This is a genomic window from Amycolatopsis sp. lyj-108, from assembly GCF_046549005.1.
Taxonomy (GTDB): domain Bacteria; phylum Actinomycetota; class Actinomycetes; order Mycobacteriales; family Pseudonocardiaceae; genus Amycolatopsis.
The window spans coordinates 1,021,487-1,038,882 of sequence record NZ_JAJPWQ010000001.1 but is presented as its reverse complement, the minus strand read 5'-3'; the positions used below and the strand labels follow the sequence as shown (position 1 = coordinate 1,038,882).

The 17,396-nt window shown below is 68.1% G+C and carries 15 protein-coding genes; 14 read left to right on the top strand and 1 reads right to left on the bottom strand.

The features are described from left to right. The first annotated feature begins 30 nt into the window (after positions 1-30). The 10 genes from ACLJO0_RS05090 (at position 31) to ACLJO0_RS05045 (ending at position 14,152) form a co-directional block, all read left to right on the top strand. Positions 31-1,179, top strand: coding sequence for an LLM class flavin-dependent oxidoreductase (locus ACLJO0_RS05090; RefSeq protein WP_410576759.1), 1,149 nt, complete (start codon positions 31-33; stop codon positions 1,177-1,179). Beyond that, positions 1,176-2,405, top strand: a complete 1,230-nt coding sequence (locus ACLJO0_RS05085) for a cytochrome P450 (RefSeq protein WP_410576758.1) — start codon at positions 1,176-1,178, stop codon at positions 2,403-2,405. Before ACLJO0_RS05090 ends, ACLJO0_RS05085 begins: the two co-directional genes overlap by 4 nt. After that, the gene (locus ACLJO0_RS05080) at positions 2,398-4,380 is read left to right on the top strand and encodes an amino acid adenylation domain-containing protein (RefSeq protein WP_410576757.1); all 1,983 of its coding nucleotides are present in this window, start codon (positions 2,398-2,400) and stop codon (positions 4,378-4,380) included. The genes ACLJO0_RS05085 and ACLJO0_RS05080 overlap by 8 nt, the downstream gene beginning before the upstream one ends. An 11-nt stretch (positions 4,381-4,391) precedes the next feature. Beyond that, positions 4,392-9,212: an amino acid adenylation domain-containing protein gene (locus ACLJO0_RS05075; protein WP_410576756.1), complete on the top strand. Its 4,821-nt coding sequence runs from the start codon at positions 4,392-4,394 to the stop codon at positions 9,210-9,212. Then, positions 9,209-10,183 carry a thiamine pyrophosphate-dependent dehydrogenase E1 component subunit alpha gene (locus tag ACLJO0_RS05070; RefSeq protein ID WP_410576755.1) on the top strand — a complete coding sequence of 325 codons (975 nt, stop codon included), beginning with the start codon at positions 9,209-9,211 and terminating at the stop codon, positions 10,181-10,183. Before ACLJO0_RS05075 ends, ACLJO0_RS05070 begins: the two co-directional genes overlap by 4 nt. Further along, positions 10,180-11,163: an alpha-ketoacid dehydrogenase subunit beta gene (locus ACLJO0_RS05065; protein WP_410576754.1), complete on the top strand. Its 984-nt coding sequence runs from the start codon at positions 10,180-10,182 to the stop codon at positions 11,161-11,163. Before ACLJO0_RS05070 ends, ACLJO0_RS05065 begins: the two co-directional genes overlap by 4 nt. Before the next feature lie 7 nt (positions 11,164-11,170). Beyond that, a complete protein-coding gene (locus ACLJO0_RS05060; protein ID WP_410576753.1) occupies positions 11,171-11,752 on the top strand; it encodes a TIGR03086 family metal-binding protein in 582 nt (193 codons plus the stop codon). 159 nt (positions 11,753-11,911) lie between these two features. Next, entirely contained in the window at positions 11,912-12,442 is a 531-nt protein-coding gene (locus ACLJO0_RS05055) for a hypothetical protein (RefSeq protein ID WP_410576752.1), read from the top strand. Positions 12,443-12,923: 481 nt separating this feature from the next. Continuing rightward, positions 12,924-13,541, top strand: coding sequence for an SRPBCC family protein (locus tag ACLJO0_RS05050; RefSeq protein ID WP_410576751.1), 618 nt, complete (start codon positions 12,924-12,926; stop codon positions 13,539-13,541). Between the two features lie 29 nt (positions 13,542-13,570). Then, on the top strand, positions 13,571-14,152 hold the full coding sequence (locus tag ACLJO0_RS05045) for an adenylate kinase (protein WP_410576750.1): 582 nt from the start codon (positions 13,571-13,573) through the stop codon (positions 14,150-14,152). Here ACLJO0_RS05045 and ACLJO0_RS05040 read toward each other — a convergent pair. Further along, positions 14,149-14,622 (bottom strand): GNAT family N-acetyltransferase, encoded by a 474-nt coding sequence (locus ACLJO0_RS05040; protein WP_410576749.1) that lies wholly within the window; start codon positions 14,620-14,622, stop codon positions 14,149-14,151. The two genes, ACLJO0_RS05045 and ACLJO0_RS05040, sit on opposite strands and share 4 nt — an antisense overlap. A gap of 194 nt (positions 14,623-14,816) precedes the next feature. On the opposite strand from ACLJO0_RS05040, the gene ACLJO0_RS05035 reads away from it, so the two are divergent. From ACLJO0_RS05035 to ACLJO0_RS05020, 4 genes are read left to right on the top strand one after another with little or no spacing between them, the layout of a single operon-like run. Next, positions 14,817-15,392 (top strand): YbaB/EbfC family nucleoid-associated protein, encoded by a 576-nt coding sequence (locus ACLJO0_RS05035; RefSeq protein ID WP_410576748.1) that lies wholly within the window; start codon positions 14,817-14,819, stop codon positions 15,390-15,392. Beyond that, complete coding sequence (locus ACLJO0_RS05030) at positions 15,389-15,721, top strand: type VII secretion target (protein ID WP_370308681.1); 333 nt, start codon at positions 15,389-15,391, stop codon at positions 15,719-15,721. The genes ACLJO0_RS05035 and ACLJO0_RS05030 overlap by 4 nt, the downstream gene beginning before the upstream one ends. Continuing rightward, positions 15,718-16,959, top strand: a complete 1,242-nt coding sequence (locus tag ACLJO0_RS05025) for a hypothetical protein (RefSeq protein WP_410576747.1) — start codon at positions 15,718-15,720, stop codon at positions 16,957-16,959. Before ACLJO0_RS05030 ends, ACLJO0_RS05025 begins: the two co-directional genes overlap by 4 nt. A gap of 58 nt (positions 16,960-17,017) precedes the next feature. Further along, the gene (locus ACLJO0_RS05020) at positions 17,018-17,395 is read left to right on the top strand and encodes a RidA family protein (RefSeq protein ID WP_233599163.1); all 378 of its coding nucleotides are present in this window, start codon (positions 17,018-17,020) and stop codon (positions 17,393-17,395) included. Position 17,396: the final 1 nt, after the last annotated feature.

The window sequence follows — 17,396 nt, the reverse complement described above, 5'->3', positions numbered from 1 at the left end:
CCGGACCCAAGATCAGGAGTTCCCGTCATCATGCACACCAAGGCCTTCGGCTGCTTCCTGCCTCCCTTCCACGACCCCTCGGTCAGCCCGCACGCGTCGCTGAAGCGCGATATCGAGCTGTGCGGCCTGGTCGACGACCTGGGTTTCGACGAGATCTGGCTCGGCGAGCACCATTCCAGCGGCTGGAGCACGCTCAGCTCCCCTGAGATGCTGATGGCGGCGCTGGCCCGCGAGACGCGCCGCATCCACTTCGCCACCGGTGTGATCCCGCTTCCGTATCACCATCCCCTGCATGTCGCGGAACGGATCGTGCTGCTCGATCACCTCACCGCCGGGCGGGCGATCCTGGGTGTCGGGACCGGGACGTACGTCCACGACATGGAAATGATCGGGGTGGATCCGGCCTCGGTCCGCGATCACTTCCGGGCGGCGCTGGCGACGGTGCAAGCGCTTCTCAACGGCGAGACGGTAAACACCACGACACCGTGGTTCACCGCGAAGAAGGCAGTCCTGCAGCTCCAGCCGCTCAGGGGCGCGGGCACCATCGAGACCGTCGTCGCGTCTTCGCTCAGCCCGGCCGGAATCGAGCTCCTGACCGACACCGCGACGACCCCGACCGTCCACGTGGCACCGCCGTGGGGCTCCATCCGGCCTGGTATGGACCCGGATCCGGTCGGCGCGCTGACCGAGCGGGTGGAGTCGTACCGGAACAAGTCCGCCGGTGGGACGCGGGTCCGATGCAACGTCTTCGTCCACATCGCCGACTCCCCCGCCGCGGGCGTGGAAGAACTGCTCGAGGGCTTTTCCGCGCTGCGCCGCGGCCTGTACCGCAACACCCTGGGCATGCCCATCCCGGATTCCCCCGTCGCGCACCGCAAGACGTTGCAGAACCTCGTCGACACGGGCGGGTTCATCGTCGGCGACGCCGCGACCTGTGCCGCCCGGATCCGCGATCTCCTCGACCGCGTCGGTGACCCGGTGTCGCTGAACTTCTTCGTCCCCAGGTGGGTTTCGCACCAGGCGACCCTCGAACAGCTGACGGGGCTCGCGCACGAGGTCCTGCCCGCCCTCACCGGCGGATACGACGGCACCACCGAATCGATCCGGCTGACCTCGGAAGAAGCCGCCCGCCAGCTGAAGTCCCGGACCGAGCTGGTCGGAAACGGAGGCGACAAATGAGCCCCACCACGGTGAAGCTGGACTTCAGCTCCGACGAATTCCTCGCCGACCCTTGGCCCATCTACAAAGAGCTCCGGCGCTCGGAGCCGGTGTACTGGTCGGAGGCGTTCAACGCCTTCCTGGTCACCAGGTTCGAAGACGTGCAGAACCTGCTGTCGGATCGCGAGGTCGGCAGCGGCTTCCCGATGCGCAGCAGCAGGCGGCTGTTCGGCCGGACGCTGCTGGACACCGACGGCCCTCGCCATCGCGATCTGCGGAAGCTGTTCATGCCGCTGTTCGCCGGCGGGTCGGTGAAGCGGCTTCGCACGGAGATCCTCGTTCCCGCGGTGGACCAGGTCCTCGACTCGATCGAGGCCGAAATGGGAGCCAAGGACGAGATCGACGTCGAGTTCATGGAGCGGGTCGCGGTCGGCGTGCCGTACGCGATGGTCACCCGGCTGTTCGGGTTGCCGCCGGAGGACGCGGCCTGGCTGCGCCCCCGGGTCCTTCCGCTGGCGGGCGCGATCGAGTTCCCGGCGACCTCGCTGGACTCGGCGCTCGCGGCCAAGGCGGAGCTGATCGACTACCTCAAGGACAAGCTCGCTCGACGCCGTGAGGGCGACCGGATGCCGTTCCTCGACCTCGTCTTCCCGCCGGGCGAACCGCTCGACGAGTCCATGCTGGGCACGGCCACGCTGTTCCTGCTGGCCGGCACCGAGACGAGCGTCGCCACCATCGGCAAGATCATGTACGCGGTTCTGGCACACAATGTCGACCTGTCGACACTGGCGGATCAGGAATACCGCACGCAGGTGGTGCGCGAGACGTTGCGGTGGGAACCGCCGAGCCACACCATCCTCAGGTACGCGACCAGGGACCTGAACCTGCACGGGGTGGACATCCCGCGCCGGTCCGCGCTGCTGCTCTCACTGGGCAGCGCCAGCCGCGACGAGAACGCCTTCGAGGATCCGGATTCCTGGCGCCCGGAGCGGACAGACCAGCGGCTGCTCGCCTTTTCGGCGGGCCCGCACACCTGCCTGGGCATCCAGCTGGCCTTGGCGGAGTTCGACACGCTGTTCGAGCGGTTGTCGCAGCGGTTCGGCGGCGTCCGGCTCAGCGGTTCGCTCGACGGTGTCCGGCAGGGTTTCTGGCGGCTGCGGGAGCGGGGCCACATCTTCCGGCGGCCCGACCACCTTCATGTCCGGCTGGAGCGCAAGCGCGCGGGGAGCAGCGAGGCCGATGCCTGATGTGCTCGCCGCTCCCTACGAGCTGAAGACCGAGCTCGCGGTCGAGCCCTCCGAGTACCGCCGCGCGGCACTGGTGCTGGCCGCGTTCGCGGTGACCCTGTGCCGGTGGACGGCGGCGGGCGAGGCCGCGATCTCGGTCGCGGGGCGGGTGATCCGGGTCCGGGTCGACGACGAGGCGTGGATCGAAGACTTCCTGGGGTCGGTCCACCCGGTCGGCGTCGTCGAAGACGGGCCGGTGGATCTCGTGCTCAGTTCCCTGCACGGGGATCTGCGGTCCGGCGAGGTCCGGTTCGTCACCGAGGTGCCGGGCTCCGAGCACGGGTTCGTCGACGACGTCGCCGCCGCGGTGAACGAGCTGACTTCCCTCGGGGGTTCGCTGGAGGACGTGCGCTGCATCGCGCCGGAACGCCGTCGCCTCCTCGACGGGCTGGTCGGCGCGGACACGCCTCCGGCGGGCATCGAAAGCCTGTTCCTGGAACAGGCCGAGCTCCGTCCGCAGGCGGTCGCGGTCCGCGACGCGAGCGCCGAGCTGACGTACGGGCAGCTCGCGCGGGCCGCCGACGAGTACGCCGGTGTGCTGCGGCGGGCCGGGGTCCGGCCCGGTGACACGGTGCTCGTCGCGACCCGGCGGTCCGTCGGCGAGATCGTGGCGCTGGTCGCGATCGTCCGCGCCGGCGCCGCGTACGCGGGATTCGACGAGGACGCGCCCGAAGCACGGCTGGCGCGGATCGTCGGCAAGCTGGCGCCCGCGGCAGTGGTGGTCGACGCCGCCTCGGCGGGTCATCCCGTCCTGCGCGCACTCGTCCGGGTCGATTCCTGGCTCCCTGGAACGGAAATCGACACCGCCACCGAGCCGGCAGTGCCAGACGATCCGGGCCGGACGGCGTACATCGCGTTCACCTCGGGCTCCACCGGGGAACCGAAGGGTGTCGTCGTCCCGCATCGCGCGGTCACGCGGCTGGCGCGGACGCCGGAGCTCCAGATGCGCCCCGGCGATCGGGTGCTGCGGATGGCGCCGCTGGCGTTCGACGCGTCGACGTACGAGATCTGGGTGACCTTGCTCAACGGAGCGACACTGGAGGCCTTCCCCGGAAGGCTTCCGACGGTCCGGAAGCTCGAAAAGTTCTTCACCGAACGGGAAGTCACGGTCGCCTGGCTGACGGCCAGCCTGTTCCGGCTGGTCGTCAAGTCACGGCCGCAGGCACTCGCCGGGCTCCGCTGGCTCTTGAGCGGCGGCGAGGTCGTCCCGCACGACGCGGCGGCGCAAGTCCTCGAGTCGTACCCCGGTCTGGTGCTCACCAACGGATACGGGCCCACCGAGAACACCACCTTCACGACCACGCACACCGTGCGCGGCAGCGCGGAGATCGACGGCCCGCTGCCCATCGGCAGGCCGATCGCCGGTACCAGGGTCTTCGTTCTCGACCGGAACGCGCGTCTCGTGCCTCCTGGCGGGATCGGCGAACTGTACGCGGCCGGAGCGGGTTTGGCCGACGGCTATCTCGACGACGAGACCGAAACGGGCAAGCGGTTCGGCCACTTCTCCCCGGACGTGGACGAACGCCTGTACCGCACGGGTGATCTGGTCCGGCTCGACCCGAACGGCGACGTGCTCTTCCTCGGCCGCGCGGACAAGCAGATCAAACTCGACGGCCACCGCATCGAGACCGAGGAGATCGGCACCATCCTCGCCGGTCACCCCGGTCTCCGCGATGCCGTGATCGTCGTCGCCCGGCAACCGGGCCAAAGCCCTCAGCTCGTGGCGGCCGTCGTCGCGCACCCCGGACAGGACACGGATTTCCGGTCCCTGCGCGCGTTCCTGTCACAGCAGCTGCCGAGTTACGCGATACCCGCCCGCTGGGTGGTGGTCGACGAGATCCCGCTCACCCGCAACGGGAAAGTCGACGAAAAGGCCCTGATCGAAGCCGCGACGGACCGCGAGGTCGTCGCCCCCCAACGAGCGAACGCCGGATGAAGGAGAAGTCGATGAGGTTGTCGCTCGGACAGGAGCGGCTGTGGCTGGTGCAGCAACTCGACCGGACCAGCGCCGCGTACAACATCCCGATCGTCCTCCGGTTCCACGACGGCGTCGATTTCGAAGCGCTTGACAGGGCACTCGGCGGGCTCGTCGACCGCCATCCGGTGCTCCGCTGGCGGTTCGTCGTGGACGGATCGGGGACACCCGCCGCCGTACCGACCCCTGGCTTCCGCATCCCGGTGGCGCGGCGGACGGCGGGGCCGGGCGAGAACGAGTGGCAGAAGCACACGGCCGACCTGGTCAGTGAACCGTTCGACCTCGCGGCGGCGCCGCCGGTCCGCGCGATGGTGGTCGAATGCGCCGACGGATCGGCCGTGCTGTGCCTGGTGAACCACCACATCATCACCGACGGGCGGTCCATCCAGATCGTGACCGAGGACGTCGTCCGGCTCTACCGGTCGGAGACCCTCGCGCCGCTCGACGTGACCTACGAGGAGTTCGTCGCGGTGCAACGCGCCGGCACCGGCTCGGTGGCGGAGCATCTCGACTACTGGCGGCGTGAGCTCGACGGCTTCGAGCCGCTGCGGCTGCCGACGGACCGGCCGCGCACGGGTAATCCCGGTTTCGCGGGCGACCACGTCGATTTCGAGTTCCCCGCCGAGCTCACCAAGGCTTTCAGCGCCTTCGCCCTGCGGAATCGCTGCGCGCTCTCCAGTGCCATGGCCGCGGTGTTCCAGGCCCTGTTGTCCCTCCATTCGGGACAGGAGGACGTCACGATCGGCACGGTGCTGGCCGGTCGCGACGACCGCCGGTTCGCCGACGTCCTCGGCTTCTTCGTGAACACCGTGGTGCTGCGCACGCACATCACCCCGTCGATGTCGTTCCGCGAGCTGCTGAAGGTGGCGAGGACCAAGATGGTCGACGCCTACGCGCATCAGCAGGCGCCGTTCGACCAGGTGGTCGCCGAGGTCCGGCCCGAACGGGACGCGGGCCGCAACGCGATCTTCGACGTCGTGGTCGTGCACAACGGGGAGCTCCCCACGCCAGGCGAAGGCGAGATCTCCAGCGTGCCGTGGGCGGGGGTCGCGACCCGGTTCGATCTGGAACTGGTCACCCACCTGCAGGACGGCAAACTGCACGGTTCACTGGTGTTCCGCACCAGTCTTTTCGATCGCTCCACCGCCACGCGGCTCGTCGGCAGGCTGGTCCGGCTCGTCGAACACACGCTGGAACATCCCGACGAGCCGATTTTCGAGGCGCTGCGCGGACAACTGGACTACTGGCGGAAACAGCTCGACGACGTACCCGCGGCTTTGGAACTGCCGACGGATCGCGCACGCCCGCCGATGGCGGCCTACCGCGGCGACTCACTCCCCTTCACCGTGGATCCCGGCGTCGGCGAGAGCCTCCGCGAAGTGAGCGGGCGTCACGGCGTCACGCCGTTCATGACGCTGCTGGCGACCTTCGACGTCGTCCTGTCCCGCTACGCGCGCACCACGGACGTGACGGTCGGAGTGCCGACGACCGAGCCGCAGACCGGGTTCGACGCCAAGATGCTGGTACTGCGCACCGATCTCTCCGGCGATCCCACCTTCGCGGATCTGCTGGGCCGTGTACGGGAGACCACGCTCGGCGCGTACGCGAATCAGAACATCCCCTTCGAGCGTCTCGTCGAGGAACTGGCGCCCAGGCGGGACTTCAGCCGCACCCCGCTCACCCAGGTCGTGTTCCGGCTGGTGGACGGACCGCTGTCGGACGTCTCGCCCGTCGGCACGAAAGCGGAACCGTTCGATCTCGAATGCCAGGTGGCGAGCCGGGACGGCGTGCTGGAAGCGCGGATCGACTACAACGCCGAACTGTTCGACCGGGTCACGATCGAACGCTTCATCGAGCACTTCCGGCAGCTGCTCGCGTCCGTCGTCGCCGAACCGGAGCGGCCGCTTTCGGCGTGGTCGATGATGGGCGATTCCGAGATCCGCCTGCTGACCGAAGACTGGAACGACACGACCAAGGCGTTGCCTTCCCCGGCGACGGTTCCCGCGGTGTTCGCCGAGCGGGTCCGTGTCCGTCCACAAGCGACAGCTCTGGTCTGCGGTGACGATTCCCTGACCTACGCCGAACTCGACGTCCGGTCCAACCGCCTCGCGCATCGGTTGCGCACCCTGGGCGCCGGGCCGGAAACGGTCATCGGCGTCTGCCTGCCCCGCTCGATCGGGCTGATCACCGCCCTGCTCGCGATCCTCAAGACCGGCGCCGCGTACCTGCCGATCGACCCCGGGTATCCCGAGGAACGCCAACGGCTTCTGCTCACCGACGGCGGAGCGCGGCTGGTGATCGCGACCGAGCTGATCGGCGACCCGACCCTCGACGAGGAGCCGGCGACCGCGCTGGAGACCGGCGTGGGACCGCGCGATCTCGCGTACGTCATCTACACCTCCGGCTCGACCGGACGCCCGAAAGGCGTGGAAATCGAGCACCGGTCGATCATCCGGCTCGTCACCGGGCTGCCGGAGGGCATCCTCGGCCCGGACGAAGTGGTCCTGCACGCGTCGGCGATCTCTTTCGACGCCGCCACGTTCGAGATCTGGGGCGCCCTCCTCACCGGCGCCACCTGCGTCATCTCGACCGAACGGGTGCTCACCGCCCGGCCGCTCGCGAACGCGATCACCCGGCACCGGATCAGCACGGCGTGGCTGACCTCGTCGTTGTTCAACCACATCGTCGACGAGGACACCTCGGCACTGAGCGGGCTCCGCCGTCTGCTCGTCGGCGGCGAAGCGCTGTCGGTCACCCATGTCCGCCGCGCCGCCGCCGCACTTCCCGGCACACGGCTCTTCAACGGCTACGGCCCCACCGAATGCACCACGTTCGCCACGTGTCACCCGATCCCGTCGCCTGTTCCCGAGGACGTCACCGGAATCCCCATCGGCCGTCCGCTCGGCAACACCCGTGTGTACGTCCTCGACGAGCGCGGCGAACTCGCGCCGATCGGAGTGCCGGGAGAGCTCCATGTGGCCGGACCCGGTGTCGCACGGGGCTATCGAGGACAGCCGGAGCTCACCGAGGAGCAGTTCGTCGCCAATCGACACGACACCACCAGCGACCGGTTGTACCGGACCGGCGACATCGTCCGGCACAACGCCGACGGCGACATCGAGTACCTCGGCCGCGTCGACGACCAGGTCAAGATCCGCGGCTTCCGCATCGAACCCCGCGAGATCGAAGCCGCGCTTCTGTCCACTGAGGACATTTCGCAGGCCGCTGTCATCGCCCGCGAAGACGGCTCCGGGCAGAAGAGGCTCGTCGCCTATGTCAAGGTGTCAGGCGTTCTCGACGACATCGCTCTGCGTACTCGCCTGCGAAGCGTGCTGCCGGAGTACATGGTGCCCGCGGCGTTCGTGTCGCTTCCCGAACTCCCGCTGACCATCAACGGAAAGCTGGATGTCCGGGCGCTCCCGGAACCCCCGGGCGAAACCCGGGCGGACGAAGCCGCTCCCCCGCGCAACCCGACCGAGGAGAAGCTGGCGGCGATCTGGGCCCAGGTCCTCGGCCGCGAAACCGTCGGCAGGGACGAAAGCTTCTTCGACGTCGGCGGGCACTCGCTGAAGGCCGCGCAACTCGCCGTCCGGATCGGGGAGACCCTCCGGATCGACCTGCCGTTGCGGACGTTGTTCGAGCGGCCCACGATCGCGAAGCTGGCCGAAGAGATCAACGGCGAGCGGCGGACCGACGCCCGCTCGTTCGATCCCGAGGCCGTACTGCGCGGGATCCTTCCGGACCAGCTGCCGCCACGCGAGCCCGGTACTTCGGGGATCCTGCTCACCGGGGCCACCGGTTTCGTCGGGGCGTACCTGGTCCGCGAGTTGCTGGCGCGGAAGAACGTGCGCGTGCACTGTCTCATCCGCGCGGCCGACGAAGAGTCGGGATGGCAGCGGCTGCGCGAGAACCTGGACCGCTACGGCCTTTCCGACGAGGTCGACCACAAGCGGATCGCCGTCGTCCCTGGTGATCTCGCCGCGCCGGGACTCGGGCTCACCACCGAGACCTTCGCGCGGCTCGCGGGTGAAATCGATCTGATCTGCCACAACGGCGCACGGGTCGACGCGCTCTCCAGTTATGAACAGCTCGCAGGCGCCAACGTGGACGGCACCCGCGAACTGATCCGGCTGGCGGCGACCACCCGGCTCAAACGGCTTCAGTTCGTGTCGACCATCTCCGCCGGCGAGGAAAACGGTTCCCGCAGCGGCTACGCGGAGACCAAGTCGCACGCGGAGCAGCTGATCACCACCGCGCACGAGTGTGGGATGCCGGCGGCGATCTACCGGCTTCCCCGGATCGTCGGCGACTCGCGCACCGGACAAGGGAACACGCGCGACATCATGCTGCGCGTGCTGCGGATCATCCTCGAACTCGGCTGCGCGCCCGACACCGAGATCGAGGAACCGTGGATCGCGGTGGACGAGACGGCGGGCGCGCTCGCCCGGCTCGGCATGGAGGGGCAGCAGGACGGCAGCCGGTTCGTGCTGGCGAGCAAGCGGCCGATGCGTCTCACACATCTGGTCGAACTCCTGCGGAGCACCGGCACGGAGATCGGCGTCCGGCCGGTGGCGGACTGGCTTTCGTTGCTCGAAGCCCACTCCCCCGAGGAGCACGCCATCCTGAAGTTGCTTTTCGAGTCCACTTCGGACGCTTCCGGCAACGGCGTGCCGAGCAGTGCGTTCGACTCGATCGTCGTGCCGAGCCCCGACGACGGTGCACTGCTTCGCTACGTCGACCGAATGCTCGTCCGGACCTCCGTAGAACGCACAGAAGGGCTGTCGCGAAAATGACCAGTGAAAACCGGGTGGCCCTCTACCGGTCCATGAAACAGATCCGGGAGTTCGAAGAGCGCTGCCTGGCGATGGCGATCGCCGGTGAGATCGACGGCGGCATCCACCCGTACATCGGGCAGGAAGCGGTCGCCGTGGGCATCTGCGCGAACCTGACCGACCGGGACTTCATCACCAGCACGCACCGGGGACACGGGCACGTGCTGGCGAAGGGCGCCGATCCGCGCCGTCTGCTCGCCGAACTCCTCGGCACCCTCGAAGGCTTCAACAAGGGCCGCGGCGGGTCGATGCACGCCGCGGACATGAAGCTGGGCATCCTTGGCGCCAACGGGATCGTCGGCGCCGGCGGGGCGATCGCCTCCGGCGCCGCCTGGGCCGCCAAGGCCCGAGGGAACTCGGAGGTCGTCGTCAGCTTCTTCGGCGACGGGGCGATGAGCCAGGGCGTCCTCCTGGAAGCCTTCAACCTGGCCGCGATCTGGTCGCTGCCGGTGCTGTTCGTCTGCGAGAACAACATGTACGCGACGAGCCTCAAACTCGAATCGGGGCTCGCGGGCGGCGCGGCACGGCGCGCGGAAGGCTTCGGGATGGTCGCGCGCACGGTCGACGGCATGGACGTCGAGGCGGTGGCGGAGGCCGCGGCGGAACTCGTCGAAGGGTGTCGCGCGGGCCGTGGTCCGGCGTTCCTGGAATGCCAGACGTACCGGTTCTTCGGGCATCACTCCGTGCTCGAACTCTTGGGCGTCGAGTTCCGTGACCCCGAGGAAGTGGCCCTGTGGCGCGAGCGGGATCCGATTCCCCTGCTGGGAAGCCAGCTCGGCGATGACGTCGTCGCCGAGATCGACGCCGCCGTGAAGAACGAAATCGACGAGGCGGTCGAGTTCGCGAGGAACGCCCCGTCACCCGATCCGAAGGACGCATTGATGTACCTGTACGCGGGAACGACCGCCGTCCGGCCTGGGGTGATCCTGTGAGCGAGCTGCCTTCTCCGTCGAACTTCGGCTACATGCACGCGATGAACCTCGCCCTGCACGCCGAAATGGCGGCCGACGAAGACGTGTTCCTGCTCGGCGAAGACGTCGGCGTCGGCGCGAGCGGGGTCACCTCGGGGCTGCTGCCCCGGTTCGGCCCGGAGCGAGTGCTGGACACGCCGTTGTCCGAACAGGCCTTCACCAGTTTCGGGACCGGCGCGGCGATGGCGGGCAAGAGGCCCGTGATCGAATTCCAGATCTCTTCGCTGATCTACCTGGTCTTCGAGCAGATCGTGAACCAGGCCCACAAGTTCTCCCTGATGACCGGCGGGCAGGTGCAGATCCCCGTCACCTACCTCGTGTCCGGTTCGGGATCGCGGTTCGGCTGGGCGGGCCAGCATTCGGACAACCCGTACAGCCTGCTCGCCCACGCGGGGATCAAAACGGTCGTCCCCGGCCTGCCCGCGGACGCGTACGGGCTGCTGCGGTCGGCGATCCAGGATCCCGACCCGGTCGCAGTATTCGCCCCGTCATCGTTGCTGGGGGCGACGGATGTGGTCTACGCGGGCGAAGAGGACATCGTCCCGCTGGGAGAGGCGAACGTCGTCCGGGAGGGTGGCGACCTGACGGTGGTGGCGGTGGGCCAGCACGTCGGTACGGCGATCGAGGTCGCCGAGAGCCTCGGCGACCGGGCCGAGATCGAGATCATCGACCCGCGGACGGTGTACCCCTTCGATTGGGAATGCCTCCGCAAATCGGTCGACAAGACGGGGCGCCTGGTCGTGATCGACGACTCGAACCGCATGTGCGGGCTCGGGGCGGAGATCGTCGCGACGGCGGCCGAGGAGTTCGACCTGGTGGCACCGCCGAGGCGGGTGTGCCGCCCGGACGGCACCGTCATCCCGTACGCCCTCGCGCTCGACAAGGCCTTGGTGCCAGGACCCGAACAGCTGATGGCCGCCATCAACGCGACGCTGAAATGAGGTGCCCGTGAACGAGATTTCGGACCGCTACCGGCGGACACAGGACGCCTTCGACGCCGTACTCGCGGCCGTGCCGGAGGACCGGTGGCACGCGGCGTCGGCGTGCGAACACTGGACGGTGCGAGACGTGACAGGTCACGTCATCTGGGGCCTGGAGGTACTGCGGCAGCACGTGGGCGGCCAGGAATTCACGGTGGAGAACGGGCCCGCGGGCTCCGAGAAGCCCGGCGAGCTGGCCGGTGACGACCCGCTCGCCGAATGGCGCGCGACCCGCTCCGCGACCGACGCCGTCGTCACCGGCGAGATACTTCTTCGGCCCGCCCCCGCGTGGTACGTGGCCAACCGTCCCGATGCGACGGTCACCGACTACCTGGCCCTGCTGACCTTCGACACCCTGGTCCACACCTGGGACATCGGCTCCGCCCTCGGCGTGGACGTGCGCATGGACCCCGACCTCATCGCGCCATCGTTCTCGCTCGCCCGGCTGATCATCAGCCGCACGCCGGGCACCTTCGGCCCCCGGGTGAAACCCCCCGCGGACGCCGACGCCCAGGCCCGCTTCCTCGCCTTCCTGGGCCGCTCGACCTGAGTTCCGCCTCCAATCACGCGAGTTCCGCCTCCAATCACGCGAGTTCCGCCTCCAATCACGCGAGTTCCGCCTCCGATCACGCGAGTTCGGTCCTCCTTGAGGGATCCAAGTCCCTCAAGGAGGCCTTCACGGAGTTCTGTCTCGCTTATGCTGCCCGGCGTGTACTCACCGATCCCCGTCCTGAACGAGCTGAAGGACCTCTACGACTCGGCCGGCGACTTCATCGCCGATGGCTTCGAGCTGCACGACTACGACGACAAGGACCGTTTCCCCAAGGAGCTGGACGACCCGGAGTTCCTGTCGTGCGTGATTCCCTTCGCCCAGGCGAACGGGAGCGGCTCGACTTACGCGATCTGGCGAACCGGCGACGAGACGGACCTCACCCTGTCGCCCGTCGTGGTCTTCGGCGACGAGGGCGGCGAACAGGTCGTCGCCCGCGACTTCCGGGATTTCCTGCGGCTGCTGGGCTACGACGGTGAGGTCATGGTCGGCCACGACTCGGCCGACTATTTCCGCGAGGAAGACGACGACCACAGCGGCTCGCACGAAGAGTTCGTCAAATGGCTCCAGGATCGGGGCCTGACACCGGCCGAAGACCCGGACGCCATCGTGGCCGCCGCCCAGGAGGTCCACGGGGAGCGGTTCCGAGCGTGGATCACGCCGTTCTACGAGCGGATCGGCTGGCTCTGACCCGAGGCACGCGTCAAGCCCTGAGTGTCCACAAGGGACACTTTCAAGCGGTGAAATGTCTGATTGATGGCTAGATGTGCGGTTCACGACCCCTTCACAAAACGCCTGAATCGGGCACCGTTACCCGGAAATGGTCCCTGTGGACAGTCGAGAAGATGTCAGGCCACTTCGACGAGCCCCCACCCGCCACCAGGCTCACTCACCTCACCAGCGGTTATGCGACTTTGCGAGGGCCTCCTTCCCCGCCCTCAAGGTAGTGAAGGAGGCCCTCGCTACCCGCCGAGGCGATCGCTGGGACGGCGCGCTCGGTCGGCCCGGCGCTCCCTGTACCCGGAAGCCGAACTCGCGTGACTGGAGCCCGAACTCGCGCGGCGTTAGACCCTCTCACTTTTCCTCTTGACGCTAACCATCGTTTCGCTATAGCTTCTAACCATAGCAAGAGGCGCTAACCGAGCGGCTCGCGAACAAGAGGAGAAGGATCATGTTCGGCATCTCAAGCCGTCGGCTCGCCCTGCTCACCGTCCCGCTGGCCCTCGCCGGCGTCCTCGGCGCCACGGCACCCGCCCAAGCCCACGGCCACAAACCGACTTCCCTTACCTGCCAAGGAAAAGGCATCGATCGCGCCGCCAAGGTGCACTACCGGACCGAAACCTTCATCAAGGCGCCGCTGCGCACTGTCTGGAACCTGCAGACCGACGTGGAGGCCTGGCCGTCGTGGCAGAACCCCGTCCTCCCCGTCACCATGAAACGCCTGGACCACGGGCCGTTCCGCAAGCATTCCCGGTTCCAGTGGACCATTCCCGTCCCGCCCGGTATGCCCTACCCGCCCGGTGACGTGACCATCGTTTCCACCGTCCGGCAACTCCAGCACGGCAAGTGCATCCGCTGGACCGGTCCCCTCGACGGCCCCGGCGGCATGCACATCGACGGCGTCCACGTCTGGACCTTCGTCAAGGTTCCCGGCGGCGTCATCGTCCGCACCGAAGAGAGCCACACCGGCCCCCAGGTCGACAAGGACGTGCCCACTTCCACCGAGATGCTCGGACAGGGCCTCGAAATCTGGCTGAAGGATCTCAAGACGGCCGCCGAAAAGCGGTAACGAAAGACAGCCACCATTAAACTCCCCGGATGCAGATCATCGGGCCGGACGACGCCCTTCCCGGACGCCGGATCCGGCGGGCCGCGGTGGCGGGTCCCGCCGGATCCGGCAAGTCGACGCTGGCGCGAACACTGTGCGAGCGCATGGAGTTGCCGTTCGTCGAGTTCGAGTCCTTCTTCCACGCGCCGGGCTGGACGGTGCGGGAGACCTGGCAGGCCGACGTCCTGGAATTCCTCACCGGCGACGAGTGGGCCATCGAATGGCAGGGCGAAGAGGTTCGGGAGCGGATGACCGAGCGGTCGGACGTCCTCGTCTGGCTCGATCATCCCCGTGCCCTGACCGTGGCACGCACGGTCGTCCGGACGCTGAAACGTCGTGTGGGGCGCGGCTCGAAGATCGCCGGCGGCAACGTCGAAGGCCCTCTGTACACGTTCTTCACCGACAACGACCACATCGTCAAGCTCGCCTGGCGCTACCACCCGATCCTGCGCGCTCGCGTGCACAAGGTCATCGCCGAGAACCGGTATCCGGACCTCGTCGTCGTCCGCCTGCGGGGACAGCGCCAGGTCGATCGCTGGCTCGACGGGCCCTTGACCCGGAACCTCCGCTAGCGAAGATCGCGGACCCGCCAAACCACACCGAGCCCAGCGTCGATCCGCTCCACCGTGAAACCCTCGCGCTCGTAAAAGGCTCCCGCGCGTTCGTTGGCCACGAAATGCTCGATGTACAACCGTTCGGTGCCCGGCGGCAACTGTCCGATGAGGACGTCGAGCAGGCGCCTGCCCAACCCGCCACCGCGGTGACGAGGGTGCACGTACAGCTTGTAGATCACGTGCTCCGCACCGTCGAGTCCACGCTGTCCGACACCCACCAGGTGCCCGCCGTCGTCGGCGACCACCACCGAACCGCGGGCCACAGCGCCGGCGACGTTCGTCTCGTTCCACCACATCCGCACCTGCAGGGCTGCGGCTTCTTCGCCGATCAGTGGCGTGTAATGGGCTCGGACGTGTTCCTCGCCGAAGCGGCAGATGGCCATGACGTCGTCTCGATCGGCGTCCCGCACGATCGGTCCGGTTCCCATCGTGGTCCCTCTTCCAGGCTCTGGCCCGAACTACCACCACCGGAGGACCTTTCGGGCAATCCCTGATCATCCGGGTTGTCCGAACACCCGCGCGATGGTAACGATACGTGACGATCTCTGGCAGTTCCGCGGAGCGCCTCGTCGACCTCGCACTCTCTCCGATCGTGCCCATCCGAACCGAGCCAAGGCGACGCATGCAACCCAATTTCGACGCAGGTGAGGACTTCGCGCTTCTTTTGGAGCGAGAGGCCAGGAAACTCCAGGAAAAAGCCGAAGCCCTGACGGCCGCGTTCACCTCCTCCGCGTCCACGGTGCGGTCGGCCGACGGCTCGGTGACGGTGACGGTCGAGGCCAACGGCTCGCTGAGCGCGATCGAGTTCGGCAACCGGGCCACCGCGCTGGGACCCGCGCGGCTCTCCTCCCTGGTCATGCAGACGGTGCGCGAGGCCCAGCGCAAGACCGTGGAGAAGGTCACGGAGTCGTACACCGAGATCAACGGCAACGACGAGGCCGCCGAGCTGGTCCGCACGTTCCTGCCGAAGGTCGAGGACGAGGAAGACGCCCCGGAGAACCCCGAGCAGGACAAGTGGGCTCCCGAGGCGCACCGCGAGGACCCGCTTCCGCAGGCGGGCTTCCGGCCGCCGCCCCCGCCGCAGGCAGGCCCCCCGATGCCGCCGCAGCCGGGCCGTCCCGTGCGGCCACCGAATCCCCCGGCGCCGCGACCCCGGCGACCGGCCACCCCCGACGACGATGAAATGAGCCCGTGGTGAGCGGATTCGGTGTCAAGACGGAAGCCCTGAACGAGTTCGCCGGTCACCTCGACAAACTCGAGGACGCGCTACGGAAGAGCGCCGGCATGGTGGGCAGCTGCGTGGCCGACCCGGGCATCTTCGGCATCTTCGGCGGCCAGATCTACGGCGCCGGCGCGAGCATGCACTGCGGGAAGGCGCGGGACCACCTGAACAAGTACTCCGAGAACGTGCAGGAGTTCTCGGACAGGGTGCGCGAGGCCGCGAAGAAGTACGACGCCAACGAGCAGGAGGCGGAGAAGCTGATCACCGACGCCGGTAAGGGCATCGACGAGGTGAAGGTCAAGTGAGCGACGAGTACCGCCCGAACGACTTCGGCAACGGCAGTGGCACCAAGGCCGACGACTTCAAGGACGAGAACCGCAGCTTCCTCGCGGGCAGCGGGGACACCGCGGGCGCGGGCTTCTTCGATTCCGCGTTCTCACTGAAGAAGGCCGTCGACGACGGCGACAGCCTCAGCATCGGGCTGGCCTCGGCGGGAATGGCGATCGAGGTCCTCGGCATGGTCGTCGACCCGATCGGGTCGCTGCTCACCGCCGGGATCGGCTGGCTGATCGAGCACATCGTCATCTTCCGCTGGCCGCTGGACTTCCTGATGGGTGACCCGAAGGGCATCGAGGCGGCCAAGACGGCGATCTACAACGAGGGCAAGGCCGTGAAGGAGTGGTCGGAGGACCACGCGGCCGCCACCAAGAAGTTCATGGAGAAGTGGGACGGCGAGGCCGCCGACAAGTTCCGTGCCGACATGGAGGGCGTGGCCGCCCAGATCGACGCGCTCGCCGAGTACGTCAATTTCGCGGGCAAGCAGATGGGCATCGCCGGTGCCGTCATCGGCGCGGTCCGCGGCATCGTCCGCGACATCATCGCCATGACGCTGGCGGGCATCCTCAAGGCCGCGATCGTGGCGGTGGCGCTGGCGCCCATCACCTTCGGCGGTTCGATCATCGCGGCGATCACCTCCATCATGACCACCGTCGGGGTGGCGATCGCCAAGATCGCCAAGCAGATCGCCGACACGGCCAAGAAGCTCGCCGAGATGATCAAGATCCTGGCCAAGACGCGCGGGGCGGCGGACGACGTCGTGAAGCTGACCCTCGGCGGCGGCAAGGTCACGCTGCCCAAACCGAAACCCGCCGGCGGGACACCGATGCCCGGCGGCAAGAAGCCGATCGAAGCCCCGCCCGCCAAACCGTCCGACACCACTCCGGAAGCCACGCCCAAGCCCCCTCGGGAAAAGCTCAGCGACATGCCCCTCCGGGTCGTGCGCGAGAAGCTGACGAAGGTGCTGGAGGGACGCGCCGACGCGGCCGACATCTTGAAGCGGTTCGACTACTGGAACAGCTTCCCGATCGGCGACCTGCACAAGAGGTTCCCGAAGGTGGCGGACGCGATCGAGAAGACGACCAAGATCCTCAGCGACCCGACCTACGGCGCTTCCGGCATGGCCGGGAAGACCATCGTCGAGCTGACGAAGGCCATCCCGCCCGCCGTGAACGAGAAGCCGCCGGAGGACGACGAAGCGAAGTGAACACTGGCGGCCCCGTACCGGTTTCGGTACGGGGCCGCTTTGTGCTTTCGTTCGGTCCATGACTGAACGGGTGAACATCTCCTCCGGCGGGGACTTCGAGCGGGTCTTCGGCTACAGCCGGGCGGTGCGCGTCGGCGAGCACATCCACGTTTCCGGGACGACGGCACGGGAACCCGCCCGATCGGGCGACGCGTACGAGCAGGCCACGGCCGTGCTTTCGATCATCGAGACCGCGCTGCGGGACGCCGGTTCGAGCTTGGTCGCGGTGGTCCGCACGGTCACCTACGTGACCGACATCAAGGACGCCGAACTGGTGGCGCGGGCGCACCGCGAAGCCTTCGGTGACGTGCTTCCCGCTGCCACGATGGTCGAGGTCTCGGCGTTGCTCGACCCGAAGATGAAGGTCGAGATCGAGGCCTACGCCATCGAAAAGTAGG

What these genes read in the sequence shown, in the direction of transcription:
- ACLJO0_RS05080 (WP_410576757.1), top strand. Translation starts at nt 2,398, where the DNA reads ATGCCTGATGTGCTCGCCGCTCCCTACGAGCTGAAGACCGAGCTCGCG.
- ACLJO0_RS05050 (WP_410576751.1), top strand. Translation starts at nt 12,924, where the DNA reads ATGTTCGGCATCTCAAGCCGTCGGCTCGCCCTGCTCACCGTCCCGCTG.
- ACLJO0_RS05085 (WP_410576758.1), top strand. Translation starts at nt 1,176, where the DNA reads ATGAGCCCCACCACGGTGAAGCTGGACTTCAGCTCCGACGAATTCCTC.
- ACLJO0_RS05090 (WP_410576759.1), top strand. Translation starts at nt 31, where the DNA reads ATGCACACCAAGGCCTTCGGCTGCTTCCTGCCTCCCTTCCACGACCCC.
- ACLJO0_RS05075 (WP_410576756.1), top strand. Translation starts at nt 4,392, where the DNA reads ATGAGGTTGTCGCTCGGACAGGAGCGGCTGTGGCTGGTGCAGCAACTC.
- ACLJO0_RS05020 (WP_233599163.1), top strand. Translation starts at nt 17,018, where the DNA reads ATGACTGAACGGGTGAACATCTCCTCCGGCGGGGACTTCGAGCGGGTC.
- ACLJO0_RS05045 (WP_410576750.1), top strand. Translation starts at nt 13,571, where the DNA reads ATGCAGATCATCGGGCCGGACGACGCCCTTCCCGGACGCCGGATCCGG.
- ACLJO0_RS05040 (WP_410576749.1), bottom strand. Translation starts at nt 14,622, where the DNA reads ATGGGAACCGGACCGATCGTGCGGGACGCCGATCGAGACGACGTCATG.
- ACLJO0_RS05070 (WP_410576755.1), top strand. Translation starts at nt 9,209, where the DNA reads ATGACCAGTGAAAACCGGGTGGCCCTCTACCGGTCCATGAAACAGATC.
- ACLJO0_RS05035 (WP_410576748.1), top strand. Translation starts at nt 14,817, where the DNA reads ATGCAACCCAATTTCGACGCAGGTGAGGACTTCGCGCTTCTTTTGGAG.